The sequence below is a fragment of the Desulfosoma profundi genome (genome assembly GCF_055387865.1).
Window position 1 is genome coordinate 2697439 of sequence record NZ_AP042420.1, and the last position, 21554, is coordinate 2718992.

The window sequence follows — 21554 nt, forward strand, 5'->3', positions numbered from 1 at the left end:
GTATCTATTAGCATAGACGACCTGCGTGGCAACAGAGATTTGATGAACGGGAAGGGACAAGAATCGATGGAATCTCTTCGCAAGGGCAGCGAAGTGGAGCTCATGGTCGAGAAACTGGCATTCGGGGGCAAAGCCCTCAGCCGCCTCGACGGCTTAGTGATTTTTATGGATCGCGGGCTACCCGGCCAGAGAGTTGCTGTGCGCATTGTGAAAAAGAAAGCCAATTACGCTGAAGCCCAAACGCTCCGCGTCGTGGAGCCCTCACCCCACCAGGTGGAGCCGGCCTGCGCCCACTTTGGGGTCTGTGGCGGGTGTCTTTGGCAGGATTTGGATTACGCTCAACAGCTCGCCTGGAAGCATCAGCATGTGTGCGAATGTCTCGCACCGTTTTTAGATCAACTTGAAACCCCCATAGTGGGCGTGACGCCTTCACCGGCGCTCTACGGCTATCGAAACAAGATGGAATTCACTTTTTCGGCCTACCGGTGGTTGTCGTCTCAAGAGGTAGCGACCACGGACATGAGTTATGATCGTTCTTTCGCGCTGGGTTTGCATGTGCGGGGTCGGTTCGATAGGGTGTTCGACGTCCATGATTGCCGTCTCGAGTCGCCGGAAGCCATGGCCGTGTTGGAGATCGTGCGCCGGGAAGCCAAGGCGAGCGGGCTCCCCCCGTATCACATTCGTTCCCACCAGGGCGTTTGGCGCTTCGTGGTGGTTCGGGAAACCAAGAAAACCGGGCAGCGACTCGTGCACCTCATTACAGCGGACGTCCCCGGGGTGGACCGAGCCCTGGACAGGATGGCCAGAATACTGGAATCCGAAGGTCCCCCTGTGACGACTTTTGTCCACTCCGTCAATCGGACCCGAGCTCACGTGGCTCAGGGAGTGGACACACGGGTTTTTTGGGGAACCGGGGCGATCGAAGAGCACATCGGGAACCTTCGGTTCCGCATCTCGGCGCAGTCTTTTTTCCAGACCAATACACTGGGAGCAGAGCATCTCTACAAGGCGGTCCAAGAGTGTGCCGGACTTACGGGGGCGGAAACCGTCTGGGATCTGTACTGCGGCACCGGGAGCATCACCTTGAGCCTGGCGGCTCAGTGTCGGAAAATCGTCGGGTTTGAGCTGGTGGAAGAAGCCGTGACCGATGCCTACCGGAACGCCGCCTTGAACGGTGTGGAAAACTGCAGATTTTTTGCCGGGGATCTCAAAGAGGTGCTTCGGCGCAACACGGTGGAGGCTCTGGGAGGACAACCGGATGTGGTCGTCACCGACCCGCCTCGGTCCGGGATGCACCCCAAGGTTGTTCAAGTCCTTCGAGAACTGGCGCCCCGTCGGATCGTGGCGGTTTCCTGCAACCCGTCGACCTTGGCTCGGGATTTGACCGCATTGTCGGAGGCGTACCGAATTCATACTCTACGCCCCTTCGACCTGTTTCCCCACACGCCGCACATTGAATGCGTCGTTCGATTGGATCGCAAATGACCACAATACGCTTGGTCAAAAAACGTGGATCGTGGAGACGACGCATCATCGGACTGGGTGTGGTTGCCAGCATCATCGCCCTGATGCTGGGGTTTGTCGGCTACACCTTCCTGGCCAAGGCCATCGAGAAGCGGTTCGCCGGGAGGTTGTGGAGCGTGCCCGCTGTGGTGCTGAGCCAATCTCTGATGATCTATCCCGGAATGCCTTTGGGGGCGGCGCAATTCGAGGAGGTTTTATCGGCCCGGGGGTATCGGCCGACGACGGCCGGCGGACCCAGCCCCGGAGAATACGTCCGCTCTAAGGATGAAGTTCGCGTGTTCTTCCGAGGTTTTTCCTATCCGGGCACTACCCTGAAACCCAAGGAGGTGGTGGTCCGTTTTCAGGGCGAAAGGGTGGCGGGGATTCAGGAGTCTGGGGTGAGTCTCCCTTATGTCGCCGTGGAGCCTGTGGTTCTGGCACGTCTTTTTGGAGAAGACCGTGAGAGCCGACTTCTGATCAAGCTGGCTGATGTGCCCGACCATCTGATCAAGGCGGTGACTGCCATCGAGGATCGCCGGTTTTTTGATCATCGAGGGATCGATTGGTGGGGGATCGCCCGGGCTTTGTGGACGGACCTGTTGGCCCGACGGATCGTCCAAGGGGGATCGACCATCACCCAGCAGCTCGTGAAAAATTACTTTCTCGAACCGGAGAGAACCCTCAGGAGAAAGCTTCTGGAAGCCGCCATGGCTCTCGTTTTGGAAGCCCGGTATTCCAAAGAACAGATTCTCGAAATGTACCTCAACGAGATCTACCTGGGGCAATGGCGCAGTATGGCCATTCACGGCATCGGCGAAGCGGCCCGGTTCTATTTTGGTCGCAATGTGGAAGACCTCAGCCTCGGTGAGTCGGCCGCTTTGGCCGGGATGATCCAGGCGCCCAACCGGTATTCCCCTTACAGGAACCCGGAACTGTGCCGCGAAAGGCGCAATGTGGTGCTCCAGCGCATGAGGGAACTCCAGTTCATTGGGGTGGAAGACTATGAAAAGGCTTTTGCGGAACCCATCCGCACAGCGCCTCGCCTGACCCTTGGCAATGCGGCTCCCTATTACATCGATCTGGTCAAGGCGCAGCTGGAGGCTCTCTATTCCAAGGAGACCCTGTCCTCGGAGGGGCTTGTGATCTACACCGCGTATCACCCGGAAATCGCATGGGAGGCGGAAAAGGCGGTGAAGGAAGGGCTCGCCGAATTGGAGGGCAGAAACCCCAAGCTCCGAGCTGAAGATCCCACCGAAGTGCTTCAAGCGGCCTTGGTGGTGGTCCATCCCAAAACGGGCGCGCTCACCGCCTTGGTCGGTGGAAGAGACTATGCCTTGAGCAGTTTTAACCGGGCACTCCAGGCTCATCGGCAACCCGGCTCGGCCTTTAAGCCTTTTGTTTATTTGACCGCTCTGGATCAACGGACTCCCATCAGCCGCATTGAGGATGTTCCCCGGGTGTATAAAGGCGACGGCACCGTGTGGACCCCAAGGAATTACGACGGACGCTATCGCGGGATCGTAACGCTGAAAGAAGCGCTCACTTATTCCTTGAACGCCGCCACCGTCAATTTAGCCTCCCAGATCGGTTTCGAGAGGGTGGTGGAGACGGCGCGCCGCTTAGGCTTTCGGTCTCGGCTCGATCCTTTTCCGTCGCTGGCTTTGGGGGCTTTTGAAGTCACCCCTTTGGAATTGGCGGGAGCCTACACGGCTTTGGCCAACGAAGGGCAAAGACCGGAACTCTTGACCATCCGTAAAGTGGTGACGCCGAAGGGAACAGTCTTGGAACGGCGTCATATGGAATTGACCACAGTGACAAGTCCGGCCAAGGCCTTTCTCATCACCCACATGCTCCAGCATGTGGTGGAAGAGGGCACGGCGCGAGGCTTGGCTTCTTTGGGGATCGGCTTTCCATGTGCGGGGAAAACGGGCACCACAAGCGATTACCGGGATTCTTGGTTTGTGGGCTACACCAGTGACCTTCTGGCTTTGGTCTGGGTGGGCTTTGATGACAACCGCCCTACGGGTTTGAGCGGGGCGACGGGGGCATTGCCCCTCTGGGCCCGCTTCATGAAAAACATCAAGCCGTGGATTGCCCCCCAGGCATTTGCCGTGCCGCCGGGGGTGGTGGAACGGCGGGTGTGCGTCGAATCCGGAGAACTGGCTACGGCCGGGTGTTCCCATACGGAGCCGGAGTATTTCCTCGATGAGCTTACCCCGATGACGGATTGTCCTATCCATGGCAATTGACGGCACCCGGATAATGCTTGTAGCCTGGATTCTGTAAGCGGATCGGACCGGGGCGGGACCAAAGCGTCTGCGTTAAGGCACACCGTACGGAGGAGAGGACGATGCCGACTTTTCGTGGATTCGGCACAGTGTTCTTGGCGTTTTTAGGGCTCACACTAATCGTTTTGGGATGCACGCCCAAACGCCCGGTGGTTCTTCCAGGAACGTACAGCCAGCCGGCGACGCCGCCCACGCCGACATCCCCACCGACGCCTAAAACGACCCCGACAACGCCCCAGGAACCGAGACCCCAGCCGGCTGCGCCCTCTGGACCCATCAAAGAAAAAGAGCTGACGCAGGCTCAAGAACCCCAGAGCCCGCCCCCTGCTGTCAAAAAAACCAAGGAACCATCGCCGCAATATGTTGCTTCCATCCAGCTTGTCCAGGAAGGGGATCGGGCCATGGGCAAGGGAGAGCTTGACAGCGCCCTAGGGTTTTACGAGCAGGCGGTTCAGGTGGACGGATACAACGGGCTGGCCTTCTTGGGGTTGGCGAAGGTGTGGTTCCAGAAAAACGCTCCCACTCGGTCTCTGGAATTCGCGAAAAAGGCGGAGATTCTCTTGGCGGACAATCCCAAAGGCCTCAAGGAAACTTACCTATTGGAATCTTTCCTTTACGAAATGCTCAATCAACCCGACGCCGCCAAGACTTATAAAGAGAAAGCCCAAAGGCTCCCGTGAGTTCCAGGAGGTTCGGATGCGGATGAGCCGACACCGGCGGGTTTTGACGGATGAGGAGAGGCGGAAACGATGAGTTTGGAGGGTCCGGGCGCTGAGGGCACCGCACGAAAAACGGGGTACCGTTATTTCCTGCTCACGCTCCTGTTTTGCTCCCTTTACCTGGTTTTCAGGGTTGTCAAACCATTTCTTCATACCCTTGTCTTTTCGATCCTTTTGGCCAGCCTCGTCAGTCCGGTTTACGGGCGGATTCTCAAAGGGGTTCGGGGTCGACCGAATCTTGCCGCCGTACTTACCGTGGCGTTGGTGACTTTCGTGATCGCTATCCCTTCCATTTTCTTCACCTCTCGCCTTGTCGCCCAGGGGATTGATTCCGTCAGCCGCGTTACGGATTGGATCCGCCAGGGGAACCTCCAGAAAATCGCTGGGCATCCCACGGTGGTCCAGGCCGTCGGGTGGCTGCAGACTCATGTGACGTTCGTGGATTTTTCCAAGCTGAATCTGGAAAGCCATCTTCTCACGCTGAGCAAGAATGTCGGGCAGTTTCTGATCAATCGTGGCGCCTCTCTCTTGGGGGACGTGGCCACACTGGTGACGCGATTCTTTCTGCTCATTTTTTTTATGTTTTACCTTCTTCGCGACGGGGAAAAGATGATCGCGGCGATCAAGGCCTTGTCTCCGCTTCGGGAGGATCAGGAAGATCGTATCCTGGATAAAATGCGGGCCGTGGCCCGTTCCGCGCTTCTGGGCAGTTTCCTGACAGCTGTGGCTCAGGGCCTTGCGGGGGGCATCGGCCTGATGCTCGTCGGCATTCCCGGCCTGTTCTGGGGGACCCTTATGGGCTTTGCGTCTTTCATTCCGGTGGTGGGTACGGCCCTGATCTGGGTGCCTGCGACGCTTTATCTGTTCGTCCTCGGCAAGGTGGCTTCGGCGGTGTTTTTGATTCTCTGGTGTGTGATCCTTGTGGGGTCCATTGACAATTTCCTGCGACCCTTCTTCATGAAGGGGCAGGGGGGCATGTCGACCTTCTACATTTTCCTGGCGATCCTGGGAGGGGTCCAGTGGTTCGGGCTGGCCGGCATTGTCTACGGTCCGTTGATTCTCGCCTTCGCCATGGTCATGCTCTACATCTATCAGGTGGAATACCGAGACATGCTTCAGGAACCGTGCGCGTTGCCGAGTTCAGGGCCCGACGGGGAGGTCTCCGCCCCGAAGGAGGATTAGCAGATTGCGCGGGGAGAAGCGGACGCCCGACGCAGGCCGGAGGCCGCAGCAGCCGCACGCTTCGGTTCGGCGAAGCCGGCGCGGGTCGCCTTGGGCGCAGGTGCCCACCCATCCCTAAAATGATGCCCGTGGCGCGGGGGACCGAGTGTGATCCCGTATCCCCACAGGCTTCCAGTGGATCCCAAAGACGCGGAACGGGGCACACGAGCATGAAAAACTTTGCCTTATTCGGGGACGCTGGGATAGCTTGTGCGCCTATCCTTGTCGGGATTCATGGCCAACCCGGCATTCTCCCTCCGACTGGGCGAATGCCTTCCTCTGCGGGGGATGCCCCTCCACCCCATGGTGGGGGAAGAGGGGCAGGTCCGTCGGGAAACCCTTAAGACATCTTAGTCTTAGATGTTCCCGTTGGCGAAGAATCTGTTGAAAGCGTTCACGTAGGCCCGGGCGCTCGCTTCAATGACGTCGGGACTGGTGCCGATCCCCGAATACACGGTGCCGTTGATTTCCACACGGACCATGGCCTCGCCCAGGGCGTCTTTTCCCATGGTGACGGCCTTGAGATCGTAGTCCCGGAGCTTTCCTTCCTGACCCACAATCCGTTCAATGCAATTGAAAACGGCGTTCACCGGGCCGTTACCCGTGGCGGCGTCGGTCAAGAGTTGCCCGTCCTTCATGAGGGTCACCGACGCCAACGGCTGCATGGTGTTGCCGCTCATGATCTGCAGGCTGTGGAAGGTGTAAGTTTCCGGCACTTTGGTGAGCTCGATTTCCACAATGCTGGTGAGATCTTGGCCGGAGATTTCTTTCTTGCGGTCGGCAACGTTGAGGAAGCGTTTGTGGACCCGGTCGAACTGTTCCTCCGTGAGGTTATAGCCGAGCTCCTTGAGGCGGTGTCGCAGGGCGGCCCGTCCGGATCGGGCGGTGAGCACCAAGCTGTGGGCTTTGACCCCCACGTCTTCCGGGCGGATGATTTCGTAGGTCGAGCGGTCTTTGAGGATTCCGTCCTGGTGGATGCCGGAAGAATGGGCGAAGGCGTTCGCCCCGACAATGGCCTTATTGGGCTGCACAGGGATATTCATGAGGCGGCTGACCATGCGGCTGGTCCGGAAGATTTCGGTGGTCACAATGTCCGTATGGGCGTCGTAGAAGGACTGGCGGGTGCGCAGGGCCATGACGATTTCTTCCAAGGAGGCGTTCCCGGCCCTTTCTCCAACGCCGTTGATGGTGCATTCCACCTGTTGGGCGCCGTTTCGAATGGCCGCCAAGCTGTTGGCTACGGCGAGGCCGAGGTCGTTATGGCAGTGCACACTCAAGATGACTTTGTCCAGGGCGGGAACTTTTTCCCTCAGATTGCGGATGAGTTCTCCGTACTGTTCCGGGATGGCATAGCCGACCGTGTCCGGGACATTGATCACGGTGGCGCCGGCCTTGATACAGGCTTCGATGACACGGCACAGGTACTCGAAATCGCTTCGGGAGGCGTCTTCTGTGGAGTATTCCACATCTTCGCAGTATTTCTTGGCGTATTTGACCGCGTCCACAGCTTGCTGCAGGGCCGTTTCCCGATCGCGTCGGAGTTTTTTCTGCAGGTGGATGTCCGAAGAGCCGAGGAAGACGTGGATCCTGGGTCTTTCCGCCTTTTTGACGGCTTCCCAGGCGATGTCGATATCGGCGGCTACGGCCCGGGCCAAACCGGCGATCACAGGGCCTTTGACTTGTTCAGCGACGGTCTGCACCGCTTTGAGATCCTCGGGTGAAGAACAAGGAAACCCGGCCTCGATGACATCGACCCCCAGCCGAGCCAGCTGCTCGGCGATTTCCAGCTTTTGCCGTCGGTTCAGTTTCGCGCCGGGGACCTGCTCGCCGTCCCGCAATGTGGTGTCGAAAATGTAGATCTTGCGACTCATAGGTTGTGTCCTCTCTTTTCTGAAAGACTGATGGATGGCCCTTGCGGGCGTTCCCCGTTCCTAGAGGGCCGACGTCGTCACCCAAATCCACTGGACCGCCAAGTCCCATGTCCATCACCTCCTTTCAAGGCAAATAAAAAAGGCCATGGGGTGGAACCCATGGCCTTCACGTTTTGTCCTCGCGGCTCGCGTTACCTTCTGCGCACACGGAAGACGAAGGGTTCCCCCACCTGGGTCCCGTGGCTAAGCAACAACAAAAGGTTTAGAGCGCGCAGAAGGTTTCGTTGCATTCCGGCTTCCCTTGCCTTTATTCGCTTCGGGAGTTCCGCCTCTCTCGAAGCCCTCGCCGAGTTTACAAACTCAAGGCGATCCAGAAGGCGATGGCGATTTCCAAAAGAAACAGCCCCACGTAGAGGACATACTTGTGCAGCGGAAAATCTTCGATGATCCGGTTGGCTTCTTCCATCACCCGAATGGCGTCCACAGCTTTCTCCTCCGTGCTGACCCCACTTGTGCATCGCCTACCGTCCCTCTAATATAGACAAAGAAAACAGAGATCAAGAAAATTTTGGGGACCGTGAAAGTCGTCATGGATGTTTTTTCTCATATGCCCAATGCCGTCAGGGACGCAGCCCATCGCCTCACGCGCTCGGGTTATGCGCTGTGGCTTGTGGGTGGGGCGGTGCGGGATCATCTGTTGGGCGAGAAGCCTGCCGACTGGGATTTTTCTTCAGATGCCCCGCCGGAGGTTCTTCAGAACATTTTGAGTCCACCGTATCGTGTGGTGACCTTCGGGCTGCGCCACGGCACCGTGCATGTGGTCACCCCGGACGGTGTGGTCGAGATCACTTCCTGGGCGACCAACGGCCAAGGCAGTGTGCTCAAGGATCTCGAACGACGTGATTTCACGATAAATGCCATGGCCGTGTCGTATCCTCATGGGGTCATGCTGGACCCATTCGGTGGACACCGTGATCTCAAGGCGGGAAGGATCCGCGGCGTGCTGGATCCGTTGGAAAGATTCCGAGAAGATCCCGTGCGGCCTTTACGGGCGGCTCGTTTCGTGAGCCGTTATGGATTCCATGTGAGCGCCAAAACGGTCGCTGCCATGCGATGCGCCGCTCCGTGGTTGGACCGTGTGGCCGTGGAGAGAATCCGAGACGAACTCTGGAAGCTACTCACCGGAGCTCATGTCGGCGAGGGCCTGGAGCTGTGCCGACGCACCGGCCTGATGGCGGTGTTTTTCCCCGAGATTCTTGAAGGTTGGAGGAAAAAACAAAACCACTATCATCGGCACGACATTTATCGGCACACGGTGTTGTGCGTGCAGTACAGCGCGCCGCGACTGCGCCTGCGACTGGCGGCGCTTTTCCACGATATCGGCAAGCCTCGAGTGCGTAAAAAGGTCAATGGTGTCTTTCGGTTTTTCGGCCATGAAAAGCTGAGCTCCCAGATGGCTTCAGACATTCTGGCGCGGTGGCTCGCTCCAAAAAAACTTACCGAAGAGGTCGTGACGCTGGTGGAGAATCACATGGTTCATTCGACGGATTTTTGGAAGGACGGGGCGGTGCGGCGTCTTATCCAGCGGGTGGGCGAGCCGCTCCTTGAGGATCTCTTGGATCTCATTCGGGCGGACCGTTTAGCCCACGGGACGGACGAAGACGCTCTGGGAGCGGTGGAGCGGCTTTCGTTGAGGATCCGTCGGATCCTTGATGAAAAACCGGTGCTGACTCCCAAGGCATTGGCCATCAATGGCCGGGATGTGATGGCGGTGACCGGAATGTCCCAGGGGCCTGAAGTCGGGAGGATTCTCAATCAAGCCTTCCGACTGGTGCTGAAGGACCCGGCGAAGAACGATCGAACTTTTCTCCTGCAGTGGCTTGAAAAGCAGCGTGTCACCGAGGTCGGGCGGTGATGAACGGCCTGCGGGCTTTCTGAGATCGACCGGAAGCGATCAAGGTCTCACCCGTCATGACCGAGGATATTTGGGGGTTTGCGAGGGAGGAGGAAGTGTCTGGCTTTCCCGTTTTGGAGTCTGTCATGGCCGTGGGGATGCAGGCCATGTTTGTGAGGCTCGATGAGGCGGCGGTGGATCCTGCGGTAGAAAACTGGGGGCACCTCATGCGGGCTCTCCCGTCATGGCGACAACCGTTCCACTACTGGGACGGCACGGAAGAGACGGCACGCTGGATTTTTGTCGTGGATGTTCTCAACCACTGTTTCTGGCCGGACCCCGGGGAACCCCTATGGGAAGTGGAACTGGACGGGACCTGCTACTCGGGATACTGCGGGCTTGCGGCCGCTCTCAAAAAGGCTCACCTCAACGGCCTTCCTCTCACCGACGCCCGATTCCTCAAACATTTGACCGCGGCCGACCTGGAGGGAATTCTTGCCGGCAAGGGGAGGGTTCCCCTTTTTAAAGCACGGTTGGAGAACCTTCGGGAAGCCGGCCGAGTGCTTGTGGAAAAGTGGAATGGGGACGTGATGCATCTGGTGCGGTGGGCCGATGGGTCCGCGTGTCGTCTTGCCGCCCGTGTGGTCCAAGACTTCGCCAGTTTTCGCGACGAGTTTTTTATTGATGGGATGAAAGTGTGTTTTTGGAAGCGAGCGCAGATTTTTGCCGCCGACCTCCACGCCGCGTACGAAGGTCGGGGCCCGGGCCGGTTTCTGGACATCCATCGCCTCACCGCCTTCGCCGACTATAAATTACCCCAAGTGCTGAGGGAACTGGGGATCCTCCGGTATCGAAAGGATCTGGAGCAACATATCGACGCGGGGCAACCGCTCCTTTCGGGGTCTCGCGAAGAGATCGAAATCCGGGCGATGACCATCATCGGGGTGGAAAAGCTCAAGGAAGCCTTTCATCGCCGGGGCCACACCCATATAACCAGCGCTCACGTGGACCATTGGTTGTGGTGGCTGGGACAGGAGGCTGTTTTCCGTCGGCGTCCGTACCATCGGTGCCGGACGATTTTCTACTGATCGGCTGATCTTGAATCTTGAAGTTCACGTTCAGGGTGTAGCTTGACAGATCCGCCCTTCACGGATAGATTCGGTACCTGCGACATGACATATCACGCCTCGTGGGATCGCCCAAAGGCCCTCGACATCGGGACTCACAGCCTTCGGCCCGGTGCTTTCTTTAGGACAACTCGTGGACATCTTGAGTTCTTAACTTTTTCGCTCCGCCCTAACACGCAGGACCCAAGCTCGGCATCGACCAGTGGGGGATAAGAAGAAACCTTGGACGGGAGGATGCATCATGAGAAAGTGGTTGTGTGTGGCGTTGTGTTTGAGTTTTCTGTGTGCTTTAGGGGGAGTGCCGGCCTTGGCCGAAGACACGCTCCGCGTGGGGATCATTTTGCCGTTGACCGGGGCGAAGGCCAACTTCGGCGAAATTGAGAAGCTTTCTTTTGACCTGGCGCTCAAGGAAATCAATGCAGCCGGAGGGATCAACGGCAAGAAGCTGGAATTTCTCTTTGAAGACGATACCGGCCGTCCCGAAGTCGCCCGTTCGGCCGCCGAAAAGCTCATCAATAAAGACAAAGTCCTCATGCTTGGCGGAGGGTACGGCAGCTCGGAAACCTTCGCCATCGCCGGCGTCGCTCAACAGAATCGCATCCCGTTTCTCGTGAACACCGGATCCGATGACAAAATTACCGAGCAAGGTTGGGAGTACATTTTCCGTTTGAACCCTCCGGTCAGTGAATACCCCAAGGCTTTGGAAACCTTCCTGACGGAAGTGGTCCAACCGAAGACGGCCGCCATCCTTTACGAAAACACCAATTTCGGCAGTTCGGGGGCCAAGGAGTTCAAAGAGATTTGTGGAAAGCTCGGTATCCAGGTTGTGGTGGAGGAAGGCTACGAACACGGTGGAGTGGACTTCAAGCCGATTCTCGTCAAGGTGAAAGACAAGAATCCGGACCTCATCTACATGATCTCGTACGTCATGGACGCGGCGTTGCTCATGCGCCAGTCCATGGAACTGCGCATCAAGCCTAAGTTGTTTGTGGGCGGGGGCGCCGGGTTTACTCTGCCTGAATTTCCGAAAAACGCGGGCAAAGCCGCCGAAAAGGTCTTTTCCGCCACACTTTGGTACCAGACGCTCAAGTACCCCGGGGCGATGGATTACTACAATAAATTTGTGGAGACTTTTAAGAAAGATACAGAATACCACGGGGCCGAAGCCTACGCAGCCGCTTACGTGATCGCCGACGTGCTGAAGCGGGCCAAATCCACCAGTCCAGATGACATTCGCAAAGCTCTGTCGGAAACCGATATGATGACCGTCTTCGGTCCGGTGAAATTTATCGCCTACGATAAAAAGACCAACCAGAACCGCCTTCCCACTTACCTGGTGCAATGGATCGACGGTCGCCTCGAGTTGGTGTGGCCCAAGGATCTTGCCACCAAGCCCTATGTCTATCCCATTGATTGGGATACCGTGTGGAAATAACTTCGGCGTGACGGAGCGCCCCCCGGGCGCTCCATTCCCTTGCTTTACCTTAGCCGGCTCAGCCGACAAGGATGAGACCTCATGGGAGTCTTCATACAAACCATTGTTGCCGGGATCCTTATGGGGGGGATCTACGCTCTCATCGGCATCGGCATGACTTTGATCATGGGCGTGATGAAGATCATCAACCTGGCCCATGGTCAACTCATGATGGTGTCCATGTACATCACCTACGTGCTCTATCAATACCTGCATCTCGATCCTTACGTGGCGCTGCTCGTCACCATGCCGACCCTTTTCGTTCTCGGTGCGCTCCTCCAGCGCTATCTCTTGAACCCGCTCATTAAGGTGGAAGCCATCTTGCCGGAAAACCAAGTGCTCATGACCGTCGGGATCGGTATGGTCTTGACGGAAATTGCCCGCATGATTTTTCACTCCGATTATAAATCGGTTCGGCCGGCCTACACCTCCATGTCCCTGTATGCGGGACCCATTGCCTTTAATCTCCCCATGTGCATCGCCTTCGGCATTGCCGTGTTGTTGACCATCGGCCTGTTCATCTTTCTTCTCAAGACGGATATGGGGAAATCGGTACGGGCGACGGCCCAGAACAAAGAGGCGGCCCTCCTCCTCGGGGTGAACGCCGAGCGGATCACGGTTTTCACCTACGGACTGGGCGCGGCTCTGGTGGCTGCAGCCGGAACCTTACTTCTTCCCATTTATTATCTCTTTCCAGACTTGGGTGGCGCGTTTACGCTTAAAGCTTTTGTGATCACAATCCTTGGTGGGTTGGGGAGCACTGTAGGGGCCATTGTGGGCGGAGTGGTCCTGGGGATCTCCGAGTCCTTGGGAGCAACGTACGTTTCCATGGCGCTGAAAGACGCCGTGGGAATGGTCATTTTCCTTCTGGTGCTCATCTTTCTCCCGGGCGGCTTGAAACGCCTGACCAAGATTTGAGACGGACGGAGGCGGCATGAAGGCAGTGCGGTGGCAAGTCGCCTTGATTGTGGCGGCATCGCTGGTTTTTCCGTGGGTTATCCGCTCCGATTATTATCTCCATGTGATGATCCTCGCCTTTATTTGGGTGGTCATCGGGTCCTCCTGGAACCTTCTGGCTGGTTACACGGGGCAGGTGTCTTTCGGGCACGCCATCTTTTTCGGCATCGGCGCGTATACGGCGGGATTATGTGTGACAAAACTGGGCATTTCCGCCTGGTGGGGCATGATCTTTGGTGGGCCCATGGCCTCCCTCATCGGGTTTGTCATCGGCTGGATCTGCTTTCGCCTGCGAGGGCCGTACTTTGCCTTGGCCACCATCGCCGTGGGGGAAATCTTTCGGTTGATCGCCGTGGTCTGGCGCAGTTTCACGGGGGGCATGCAGGGGATCCTGTTGATGCAGACGTTCCGGAGCAAACTCCCTTATTATTATTTGGCGCTTTTCATCGCCATGGCCTGTATTTTGGCCATTCACCTGGTGATGAGGTCCAAATGGGGCTACTACTTTGTGGCCATTCGTGAGGATGAGGATGCGGCGGAATCCATGGGAGTGAACGCTTTCCGCTACAAAAGCCTCTCCCTCATCGTCAGCTCGTTTTTTACCGGATTGGTCGGGGCCTTTTACATGAACTATATGGCTTTCATCGACCCCGAAGTGGTGTTCTCTCTTCACCATATTTCCATCATGGCCATCTTGGTGGGGATCATCGGCGGCGTGGGCACGATCTGGGGGCCGCCCCTCGGGGCGTTTATCATGGTGTTTCTCCAGGAAACTTTCCGCAGCTCCTTTTTCGGCTTGGCCCCTCGGTGGGTCAGTGAACTTCACGTTTTTGTGTTCGGATTGCTGGTCATTTTCGTCATCCTCTACATGGCCAACGGGATCGTCGGAGACTGGAACAAAATTCGGCGTTTGTGGTCTGGAAAGGCTGGATCCGCGGTCACGTCCACAGGAAAGGGTTCATGAACGCGCCATTTTTCGAATCCCACCAGCTTGTCAAGGACTTCGGCGGACTTCGGGCCGTCAATGACCTCAGTTTTCAAGTTCGAGAGGGCGAGATCTTCGGCCTCATCGGTCCCAACGGTTCGGGAAAGACCACAGTTTTCAACTTAATCAACGGCTACTATCCCATCACTTCGGGAGAGCTCCGGTTTCAAGGGACAGTCCTGAACGGCTTGCCCACGTGGAAAATCTGTAAACTGGGGATCGGCCGGACCTTTCAGGTGGTGAAGCCGTTGCGCCGCATGACGGTTTTGGAAAACGTCATGACGGCAGCCTTCAATCACACGGAATCCGTGGAGAAGAGCCGGGAAAAGGCCTTGGAGGTGTTGGAATTCTGCGGCCTGAGTCACAGAAGGGACGCGTCGGCGAAAGGCCTTCCCCTGGGCCACCGTAAGCGGTTGGAAATCGCAAGAGCCTTGGCCACCGAACCGAAGTTGCTCCTGCTCGACGAAACCATGGCAGGCTTGACGCCTCAGGAACAGGCCGAAGGAGTCGCCTTGATTCGCAAGATTCGAGACTCGGGGATCACCATCATCATCGTGGAACACATCATGAAGGTGATTATGAGCCTGTGTGACCGGATCCTTTGCATCAACTACGGGCAGCGCATCGCGGAAGGCAGCCCAGCGGAAGTGGCCAGTCACCCTGCGGTCATCGAAGCATACCTTGGAAAGGAATAGCGGGCATGCTGCGCGTGGAGCAATTAGACGTGGCTTACGGCGACATTCAGGTGCTGTGGGATGTTTCCTTTCATGTGGATGCCAATGAATTTGTCGTGCTGGTGGGATCCAACGGAGCCGGAAAATCGACGCTCATGAAAACCATTTCCGGGCTGCTGCGACCCCTGCGGGGGGCCATCCATTTCGGCGATGTGCGGCTGGATCAGCTACAGCCCTATGAAATCATTAAATTCGGGTTGTCTCACATTCCGGAAGGTCGGCAGCTCTTTCCCGAAATGTCTGTTTTGGAAAATTTGGAGATGGGGGCATTGAGCCGGGAAGCCAAGGCCAAGCGGAAGGAGACCCTTGAGTGGGTCTTCGAGCTGTTTCCCAGGTTGAGAGAGCGTACCGGGCAGATGGCGGGGACACTCTCCGGTGGAGAACAGCAGATGTGTGCCATTGCCCGAGGTCTCATGTCCCTGCCTCGCATGGTCTTGTTCGACGAGCCGTCTCTCGGGCTTTCTCCACGGTTGACCCAGGAAATTTTCCGCCTGGTCCAGGAAATTCACAACAAAGGCATGACGATTCTCATGGTGGAACAGAACGTCAAACAGACCCTGGCCATCTGCGACCGGGCCTACGTCTTGGAAAACGGGCGGATCGTCATGGAGGGCAAAGGTCGGGAGCTTCTGGAAGACCAGCGGGTCAAAGAGGCTTTCCTAGGGATCTGAACTCGGTTGGGTTTTCTCGAGGAGCGGGATGGCCGGCGAGAACCCAATGGCCAACCATGCCGCTCCCGGCGTTCAGATATAGATCTCTCGCCGATTTTCCCGATGATCCACCATGTAGAGCATTTTGGCTTTTTTCTTTAAGGCCTCCTTGAGTTCCGCAAGACCCGCCCGCTCCACGTTATAGGCTCGAATGTACACGTGTCGGGAGCCTGCCGGCGCTCGATCGTAGGATCCAAGGATGCTCGCGATACGACCGCCGGCTGCCCGAATAAGGTCGGTCAGCTCCTTGATCGATCCTGGGCGGTCCTCAATCTCAAAGGCGAACTGCACACCCCGGTGCCTCAGACCGCTCAAGGAAATGAGCACCTTAAAAATATCGGCCCGGGTGATCACCCCGACGACCTCGCCCTTGTCATCCACGACGGGCGCGCCTGAAATCCCGTGTTCCAGCAAACGCTCCGCGGCTTCTTCCACGGTGAAATCCACGGGGATGGTCACAGGATTTTTGTTCATGATGTCCTGAACTTTGACGCGGGCTAACAAGTACAACAATTCATGGATCTCGAGCAACGTGGCATCGGATGGTGAAGCCCGCTTGATGTCACTTTCAGTCAGCACGCCGACCAGGCGGCCTTTTTGAAGAACGGGCAGCAACCGGATGCCCTTCTCTTTCATGAGGTTCACCGCTCTTGGCATGGTTTCCTCGGGGTCGATAGTGATGGCGGGGCTGGACATCCACTCTTTGATCAACATGGCCTAACCTCCGTAGGTGAGCATTGGCGTTCTGGTGGATCCGGCTACATGAAAAAGGACCAAATGACGCCTGCCGCGATAGCCGAACCGATCACTCCGGAAATGTTCGGGCCCATGGCGTGCATGAGCAAGTAATTCGTGGGGTCTTCCCGGTTGCCCATCATTTGCACAACGCGGGCCGAGTCGGGGACGGCCGATACCCCCGCCGCACCGACCAATGGGTTGATCTTGTCCTTGATAAAGAGGTTCATGAACTTGGCGAAAAGGACTCCTGAAGCCGTGGCGACCATGAAAGAGGCGGCACCGAGGGCGAAGATGCCCACGGATTTCGACGTGAGAAAGATATCGGCCTGCGTCGAGGCTCCCACGGTGATGCCGAGAACGATGGTCACCACGTCGATGAGAGCCGTCCGGGCGGTTTGCGCCAGCCGGTCGGCAACGCCACATTCTTTCAGGAGATTTCCGAAGAAAAGCATGCCCAAAAGGGGCAATGCCGCCGGGGCGAGAAAACAGCAAAGGAGAAAACCGACCACAGGAAAGATGATTTTTGCCCTTTTGCTTACCGGTTGTGGATCGCTCATGCGGATCCGCCGCTCCTGTCGTGTGGTCAGCAGTTTCATAATGGGGGGCTGAATCACCGGCACGAGGGCCATGTAGGAATAGGCTGCGATGGCGATGGGCCCGATCAGTTCCGGGGCGAGCTTCGCGGAAAGAAAAATCGCTGTGGGACCGTCAGCGCCGCCGATGATGCCGATAGAGGCCGCTTCTTTTGGAGGAAAACCAAGAGCCAGAGCCGCAAGGAAGGTGATGAAAATACCTGCCTGGGCGGCCGCGCCCAAGAGCATGAGGATGGGGCGTCCCAGCATGGTGGAAAAGTCGGTCATGGCCCCAATGCCGAGGAAGATAAGCGGGGGGTAAATCCCTTGGTGGACTCCGAAATAAAGATAGTTGAGCACGCTTCCGGGTTCATAGATACCTAACCCCAAACCCTTGAACACCGGCACGTTGCCCATAAGAATACCAAAGCCGATGGGGACCAAAAGCAGCGGCTCGTAGTGTTTGGCAACGCCCAAGTAAATAAAGGCGCAGCCGACAAGAATCATGAGAATATGACGGTAGTCCGCAAGCCCAAAGCCGGTGTTGGCGAGAAAGTGGAGGATTGTCTCCATAAATCTCGTTCCTTTGGTTGCCTTTTCAAAGTTTCCAAACTTTCCTGAGCGGGAATCGACCCCCTAGACTGGTGGGCGTGACGTGTCTTCTCGGACGAGTTTCGACGAGGCCCACCGGTAAAATCCCCGGTCTGCGCCGGGCAGTTCTTCAATGAGGTCCAGGAGAAGAAGTTGGTCCAGGTAGTAATGGGGCCGGAGAATCCCCCTTTTTTCGGCCTGCTCGAGCAGTTTAGGTAGTGAAAAGGCGTCCCCTTCGCGTTCCGTGAGCAATCGAAAAGACCGATAGGCCTCCATCGCTTCAGGCGCTAAGAAGACCTCCTGGCCGGAGGGGGAGGTGGACCGAGGGGGCGCTTCAGCGGGCTGCGGAGTCCTGAGGGTAATTCGCGGTTCCGGCCGACGGCGCGGAGTTTTCAAGGTGTTGATGGCCCTGTCCCATAGGGTCAAGAGCTTTTCCAGGTGTGCGAGAAAGGCGGCCAGAAGGCACAGACCAAGGAAAACGATACTCAGCCCTGCCAGGGTGATAGTCCATCCGTTGGCGGCGGCGATGCCCGAGAACCCCGGCATGGAGAACCTCCTTTTTTATGCCGCTTTCCGCGCGCGGTAGGGTTTCCTCTCCTGGATGACTATCTCGATCTTGGCCATGATGCGCGACGTCAACGCCGTGTTCATGCGAAAGAGTTCAAAGAGTTCGGCGTTGCTGAATTGATAGAACACCGAATCCGTCAGGCAGATTCCCGTAGCCGTGTGATAGAAAGGACTGACGAGACTGGACCACCCCAAGGCTTGACCGGATTTTCGGACGACGAGGGACCGCCCGTTGGGAAAACAGAGAAGAACCGAGCCGGATTTGAGAAGGTAAAGATGCCGTGCCGGGTGATTGACTTGGAACAGGATTTCCCCTTCTCGAAAGTTGGTGATCACGGCGATGCGCGCCAACTGTTGGATGTCCGATTCGGGGACATCTTCCAAGAAAGGGCTCTGTCTCAGCTCGGATACCTCGACCATCCGCGATCGCTCCTCTCATTGGGGGGCATCCGGACCGCGTCTCCGGGTCTCTCCCGTTTTCTGCCGTCCCAGCCCGTCGTCCCCGTTAGTTTCGGATGATCCGAACCCCCGGTGGATTCTCCCTTACATCCTAGTCGATAACGATCCGACAGTCTACGGCGCAGCAGCCATCGGCGCCGACAAAAACCGGATTGATGTCCAGCTCAACGATTTCCGGGTGATCCCACGCCAGGTTGGACAGGCGCACCAAGACGTCAACAAGACCATCTACATCGGCGGGCCGTTGCCCTCGGACACCCTGAAGCAAGGGGAAAAGGCGCAAAGAGGCGATCATGGACCGAGCTTCCTCGGCCGAAACCGGCGCGAGAGCCCGCCGAACGTCTTGAAACACCTCGGTGTAGATGCCACCCATTCCGGCGACCACCACGGGGCCGAATTGAGGATCTCTTTTGACCCCCAGGAGCATCTCCCAGCCCGTCATCTGTTTTTGCACCTGAATTCCTTGGAGTTCGCCCAGAGGGGAGGCGGCTCGAAAACGCTGTTGAAGGGCTTCGAAGGAGCGGCGGACACTTTCGGAATCGGCGACGCCTGTAACGACACCGCCCGCATCGGACTTATGGAGCCATTGTGGTGAAACCACCTTGAGCACCACAGGAAAACCCACGCTCTCGGCCCAGTGGACGGCTTCTTCCGAGTCCTTGGTGACCGTCGACGGCGCCACGGGGATTCCGTAGCGGCGAAGACAGTCGAGAGCTTCGTCCCCGACGAGGACACCGTGCGGCGAGGTTATCGTGCCGCGCTGGACAGTGTGTTCTGGAACCTCCGACGTCGTCTCCTTCAAGGATTGACGTTGTAAGTGTGGGAACCGGCTACCCTTGCGTGATGGTGTCCGTTGCCCCGGGGACGGGGCACGTCGGCTCAATTGGGCAAACCGGTAGGTTGCCGCGAGGCCCATAATTGCTTCGTCGATACTGGGGAAACAGGCCACTCCGGGAATGCGGTCCAACACCCGGGATTCTTCGGCACTGCCGTCTCCATAAACCCAGCAGGCAAAAGGCTTTCGCAGGACGTTTTTTTCCTGAACGCGGCGGATGACGGCTTCGAAGCGCAGATTGTCGTGCAGCGGCGAGGCCATGCGCGGAAAAATGGCGAGCACGGCATGGGTATCTTCCCGGGCCAGAAGGGAAGTGGCCGCTTTTTCCAAAACGTCCGTGAAGGAGCCGCCGACCATGCCCAAAGGCCACAGGTCCACGGGATTGCTGAGGCGATGCCATGCGATTTTCGGGTTCTCCAGAAGCCCCCGGGACTCTTCGGGAAACGGGGCCAGCTGCAAGCCAAAATCTTCGCACGCGTCGGCGGTCATGATGCCGCACGCCCCCGTGGCGGTGAGCACCGCCAGGTTGGGTCCGGTCATGGGGCGGAAATGCATGAAAGCCTTGGCAACGGCCCGCAGCTCCACCATGGAGCGCACCCGGAGAATTCCCGCTTTTTCAAAAGCCGCATCAAAGACGGCGTCTTCTCCCACGAGGGATCCCGTATGGGAGAGCGCCGCGCGTGCCCCCGCCCGGCTCCGACCCGTTTTCAGGACAATAATGGGCTTCTTGGGGGCCAGAGCCCCGGCGACTTCCACGAAGTCTCTCCCGTCCCGCATCCCTTCCATGTGCAGGACGATGATTTCCGTTTGTGGATCGTCAGCACAGTACTTCAGGGTTTCCACGAAATGGAGGTCACACCCGTTGCCGATGTCGATGGCTTTGCCCAGTCGTCCGGTGAAGGATTCAATGCCCACCTGGAGGACGCCCGATTGGGCGATCAGCGTGAGCGGCGGCGGAGAGGGATCCCGGGCGATATCGATAAAGGCTGTGCTGAAGCCGTCAAAGGCGTTCAAAACGCCCATGGTGTTCGGACCGAGCACCCGCGCGCCGTTTTGGTGACAGAGCCGGACCAAAGTGTCCTGCAGCGCCCGCCCTTTTTCATCAGCGTCCGCAAAACCTTGGCTGATTATCAAAAGATTCCTGATTCCCTTTCGGAGACAGTCTTCCACTACCGGTAGGACCCGGTCTCGGCCGACGGAAACAACGGCCAGCTCCGGCACCTGAGGCAGATCGGCCACGGAAGGATAGCACCGATGGCCGAGGATGGCGGATGCCGAGGGATGGACCACGTCAATGGTGCCCTTGTAGCCATAGCGCCGCATCACTTCCAGGTTGTTGTAGGCACCGACGCCGGTCTGTCGCGTTACCCCCACGAGGACCACCGAAGCCGGATTCAGGAAAGCTTTCATGCCTCCTCCTTGCGTGTCCCTGTCCGTCTCTCAAGGTTCATTGTGAGGATTCCTTTTTCGTCGTCATGGGTTTTGCGCCGGAATCGGCCGTGCCGAGTGCCGCGGACCGTTCCGTTGCCGCCCGCACCGCACCCATGACGGCCCCGCGGAACCCACGCGATTCGAGAACCTCCAACCCATGGATGGTCGTGCCGCCCGGGGACGTGACCATGTCTTTGAGAATCGCCGGATGTTTTCCCGTCTGCTGGGCCATGATGGCCGTACCGAGCAGGGTTTGGGTCACGAGATCGGTGGCGATCGGACGAGGGAGCCCCATGAGGACCCCGCCGTCGATCAGGGCTTCCAGAAAGCACAGCACGTAAGCTGGACCGCTTCCTGTGAGGCCCGTGACGGCATCCAGCAGTTTTTCGGGCACTTCGTGGGCGATCCCCACGGCTCGAAAGATCTCCAGGGCGGTTGTCATGTGAGCGTCCTCCACATGGCGGCCCCTCGCCAGGGCGCTGGCTCCCGAAAGGACCAAAGCCGGCGTGTTGGGCATGACCCGGATGACAGGCGTTTGGGCGGGGAGTGCGGCTTCCAGCGTCGAGATGGGCACACCCGCGATGATACTGATGACCAAGGGGCGATGCTCGGCCGAAGGCGCCAGTTCCTTGATGACGTCCGGCACGTTCTGCGGTTTGACGGCCAGGATGACGGTGTCGGCGGAAGCGGCACAGGCCGAAAGCGATGCCGCCGGGTTGACGCCGTACTGTCGTGCCAAGTGCTCCAGACGGTCGCTGAGCACATCATAGACCCAGATACTCTGGGCAGAGACCACATCAGCCCGAATTAGCCCTCGCACGAGGGCTTCCCCCATATTGCCGCCACCGATGAATCCGATTCTCATGGTTTCCTCCATT

19 protein-coding genes are annotated in these 21554 nt (G+C 57.8%); 11 read left to right on the plus strand and 8 right to left on the minus strand.

The annotated features are described in order from the left end of the window. Positions 1-66: 66 nt before the first annotated feature. The 4 genes from rlmD to ACZ5K9_RS11690 all read left to right on the plus strand — a co-directional run bounded on the left by rlmD (position 67) and on the right by ACZ5K9_RS11690 (position 5692). The gene (gene rlmD, locus ACZ5K9_RS11675; RefSeq protein WP_464271508.1) at positions 67-1485 is read left to right on the plus strand and encodes a 23S rRNA (uracil(1939)-C(5))-methyltransferase RlmD; all 1419 of its coding nucleotides are present in this window, start codon (positions 67-69) and stop codon (positions 1483-1485) included. Then, positions 1482-3752 (plus strand): PBP1A family penicillin-binding protein, encoded by a 2271-nt coding sequence (locus tag ACZ5K9_RS11680; RefSeq protein WP_464271509.1) that lies wholly within the window; start codon positions 1482-1484, stop codon positions 3750-3752. The genes rlmD and ACZ5K9_RS11680 overlap by 4 nt, the downstream gene beginning before the upstream one ends. Before the next feature lie 101 nt (positions 3753-3853). Then, entirely contained in the window at positions 3854-4471 is a 618-nt protein-coding gene (locus tag ACZ5K9_RS11685) for a tetratricopeptide repeat protein (protein ID WP_464271510.1), read from the plus strand. Positions 4472-4540: 69 nt separating this feature from the next. Then, positions 4541-5692 carry an AI-2E family transporter gene (locus ACZ5K9_RS11690; protein ID WP_464271511.1) on the plus strand — a complete coding sequence of 384 codons (1152 nt, stop codon included), beginning with the start codon at positions 4541-4543 and terminating at the stop codon, positions 5690-5692. A gap of 395 nt (positions 5693-6087) precedes the next feature. Here the strand turns inward: ACZ5K9_RS11690 and ACZ5K9_RS11695 are convergent, their stop codons facing one another. Together ACZ5K9_RS11695 and ACZ5K9_RS11700 are read right to left on the minus strand one after the other, a co-directional pair. Then, the gene (locus ACZ5K9_RS11695) at positions 6088-7602 is read right to left on the minus strand and encodes a 2-isopropylmalate synthase (protein WP_464271512.1); all 1515 of its coding nucleotides are present in this window, start codon (positions 7600-7602) and stop codon (positions 6088-6090) included. 352 nt (positions 7603-7954) lie between these two features. Next, a complete protein-coding gene (locus ACZ5K9_RS11700) occupies positions 7955-8086 on the minus strand; it encodes a hypothetical protein (protein WP_464271513.1) in 132 nt (43 codons plus the stop codon). Between the two features lie 105 nt (positions 8087-8191). Here ACZ5K9_RS11700 and ACZ5K9_RS11705 point away from each other — a divergent pair, with 105 nt between their 5' ends. The 7 genes from ACZ5K9_RS11705 to ACZ5K9_RS11735 all read left to right on the plus strand — a co-directional run bounded on the left by ACZ5K9_RS11705 (position 8192) and on the right by ACZ5K9_RS11735 (position 15444). Further along, complete coding sequence (locus tag ACZ5K9_RS11705) at positions 8192-9517, plus strand: CCA tRNA nucleotidyltransferase (RefSeq protein ID WP_464271514.1); 1326 nt, start codon at positions 8192-8194, stop codon at positions 9515-9517. 95 nt (positions 9518-9612) lie between these two features. Further along, the gene (locus ACZ5K9_RS11710) at positions 9613-10584 is read left to right on the plus strand and encodes a queuosine 5'-phosphate N-glycosylase/hydrolase (protein WP_464271515.1); all 972 of its coding nucleotides are present in this window, start codon (positions 9613-9615) and stop codon (positions 10582-10584) included. A 280-nt stretch (positions 10585-10864) separates the two neighbouring features. Continuing rightward, positions 10865-12058, plus strand: a complete 1194-nt coding sequence (locus tag ACZ5K9_RS11715; RefSeq protein WP_464271516.1) for an ABC transporter substrate-binding protein — start codon at positions 10865-10867, stop codon at positions 12056-12058. Positions 12059-12139: 81 nt separating this feature from the next. After that, complete coding sequence (locus ACZ5K9_RS11720; protein ID WP_464271517.1) at positions 12140-13015, plus strand: branched-chain amino acid ABC transporter permease; 876 nt, start codon at positions 12140-12142, stop codon at positions 13013-13015. Between the two features lie 16 nt (positions 13016-13031). After that, a complete protein-coding gene (locus tag ACZ5K9_RS11725) occupies positions 13032-14018 on the plus strand; it encodes a branched-chain amino acid ABC transporter permease (protein WP_464271518.1) in 987 nt (328 codons plus the stop codon). Next, positions 14015-14734: an ABC transporter ATP-binding protein gene (locus ACZ5K9_RS11730; protein WP_464271519.1), complete on the plus strand. Its 720-nt coding sequence runs from the start codon at positions 14015-14017 to the stop codon at positions 14732-14734. Before ACZ5K9_RS11725 ends, ACZ5K9_RS11730 begins: the two co-directional genes overlap by 4 nt. Positions 14735-14739: 5 nt before the next feature. Further along, positions 14740-15444, plus strand: a complete 705-nt coding sequence (locus tag ACZ5K9_RS11735) for an ABC transporter ATP-binding protein (RefSeq protein WP_464271520.1) — start codon at positions 14740-14742, stop codon at positions 15442-15444. Positions 15445-15516: 72 nt separating this feature from the next. Here ACZ5K9_RS11735 and ACZ5K9_RS11740 read toward each other — a convergent pair whose 3' ends face one another. The 6 genes from ACZ5K9_RS11740 to proC all read right to left on the minus strand — a co-directional run bounded on the left by ACZ5K9_RS11740 (position 15517) and on the right by proC (position 21541). Continuing rightward, positions 15517-16197: a CBS and ACT domain-containing protein gene (locus ACZ5K9_RS11740; protein WP_464271521.1), complete on the minus strand. Its 681-nt coding sequence runs from the start codon at positions 16195-16197 to the stop codon at positions 15517-15519. Positions 16198-16241: 44 nt separating this feature from the next. Beyond that, positions 16242-17366, minus strand: a complete 1125-nt coding sequence (locus ACZ5K9_RS11745; protein WP_464271522.1) for a sodium ion-translocating decarboxylase subunit beta — start codon at positions 17364-17366, stop codon at positions 16242-16244. Between the two features lie 63 nt (positions 17367-17429). Next, the gene (locus ACZ5K9_RS11750) at positions 17430-17930 is read right to left on the minus strand and encodes an OadG family protein (protein ID WP_464271523.1); all 501 of its coding nucleotides are present in this window, start codon (positions 17928-17930) and stop codon (positions 17430-17432) included. A gap of 15 nt (positions 17931-17945) precedes the next feature. After that, positions 17946-18371 carry a Crp/Fnr family transcriptional regulator gene (locus tag ACZ5K9_RS11755; protein WP_464271524.1) on the minus strand — a complete coding sequence of 142 codons (426 nt, stop codon included), beginning with the start codon at positions 18369-18371 and terminating at the stop codon, positions 17946-17948. 130 nt (positions 18372-18501) lie between these two features. Then, complete coding sequence (locus tag ACZ5K9_RS11760) at positions 18502-20655, minus strand: acetate--CoA ligase family protein (protein ID WP_464271525.1); 2154 nt, start codon at positions 20653-20655, stop codon at positions 18502-18504. A gap of 37 nt (positions 20656-20692) precedes the next feature. Then, the gene (gene proC, locus ACZ5K9_RS11765; protein WP_464271526.1) at positions 20693-21541 is read right to left on the minus strand and encodes a pyrroline-5-carboxylate reductase; all 849 of its coding nucleotides are present in this window, start codon (positions 21539-21541) and stop codon (positions 20693-20695) included. Between the last annotated feature and the right edge of the window lie 13 nt (positions 21542-21554).

Bases quoted from the DNA above. Each gene is read 5' to 3' on its own strand.
- ACZ5K9_RS11750 (WP_464271523.1), bottom strand. From the start codon at position 17,930: ATGCCGGGGTTCTCGGGCATCGCCGCCGCCAACGGATGGACTATCACC.
- ACZ5K9_RS11755 (WP_464271524.1), bottom strand. From the start codon at position 18,371: ATGGTCGAGGTATCCGAGCTGAGACAGAGCCCTTTCTTGGAAGATGTC.
- ACZ5K9_RS11740 (WP_464271521.1), bottom strand. From the start codon at position 16,197: ATGTTGATCAAAGAGTGGATGTCCAGCCCCGCCATCACTATCGACCCC.
- ACZ5K9_RS11705 (WP_464271514.1), top strand. From the start codon at position 8,192: ATGGATGTTTTTTCTCATATGCCCAATGCCGTCAGGGACGCAGCCCAT.
- ACZ5K9_RS11745 (WP_464271522.1), bottom strand. From the start codon at position 17,366: ATGGAGACAATCCTCCACTTTCTCGCCAACACCGGCTTTGGGCTTGCG.
- ACZ5K9_RS11735 (WP_464271520.1), top strand. From the start codon at position 14,740: ATGCTGCGCGTGGAGCAATTAGACGTGGCTTACGGCGACATTCAGGTG.
- ACZ5K9_RS11760 (WP_464271525.1), bottom strand. From the start codon at position 20,655: ATGAAAGCTTTCCTGAATCCGGCTTCGGTGGTCCTCGTGGGGGTAACG.
- ACZ5K9_RS11690 (WP_464271511.1), top strand. From the start codon at position 4,541: ATGAGTTTGGAGGGTCCGGGCGCTGAGGGCACCGCACGAAAAACGGGG.
- ACZ5K9_RS11730 (WP_464271519.1), top strand. From the start codon at position 14,015: ATGAACGCGCCATTTTTCGAATCCCACCAGCTTGTCAAGGACTTCGGC.
- ACZ5K9_RS11695 (WP_464271512.1), bottom strand. From the start codon at position 7,602: ATGAGTCGCAAGATCTACATTTTCGACACCACATTGCGGGACGGCGAG.
- ACZ5K9_RS11725 (WP_464271518.1), top strand. From the start codon at position 13,032: ATGAAGGCAGTGCGGTGGCAAGTCGCCTTGATTGTGGCGGCATCGCTG.
- ACZ5K9_RS11715 (WP_464271516.1), top strand. From the start codon at position 10,865: ATGAGAAAGTGGTTGTGTGTGGCGTTGTGTTTGAGTTTTCTGTGTGCT.
- ACZ5K9_RS11680 (WP_464271509.1), top strand. From the start codon at position 1,482: ATGACCACAATACGCTTGGTCAAAAAACGTGGATCGTGGAGACGACGC.
- rlmD (WP_464271508.1), top strand. From the start codon at position 67: ATGGAATCTCTTCGCAAGGGCAGCGAAGTGGAGCTCATGGTCGAGAAA.
- ACZ5K9_RS11685 (WP_464271510.1), top strand. From the start codon at position 3,854: ATGCCGACTTTTCGTGGATTCGGCACAGTGTTCTTGGCGTTTTTAGGG.
- proC (WP_464271526.1), bottom strand. From the start codon at position 21,541: ATGAGAATCGGATTCATCGGTGGCGGCAATATGGGGGAAGCCCTCGTG.
- ACZ5K9_RS11720 (WP_464271517.1), top strand. From the start codon at position 12,140: ATGGGAGTCTTCATACAAACCATTGTTGCCGGGATCCTTATGGGGGGG.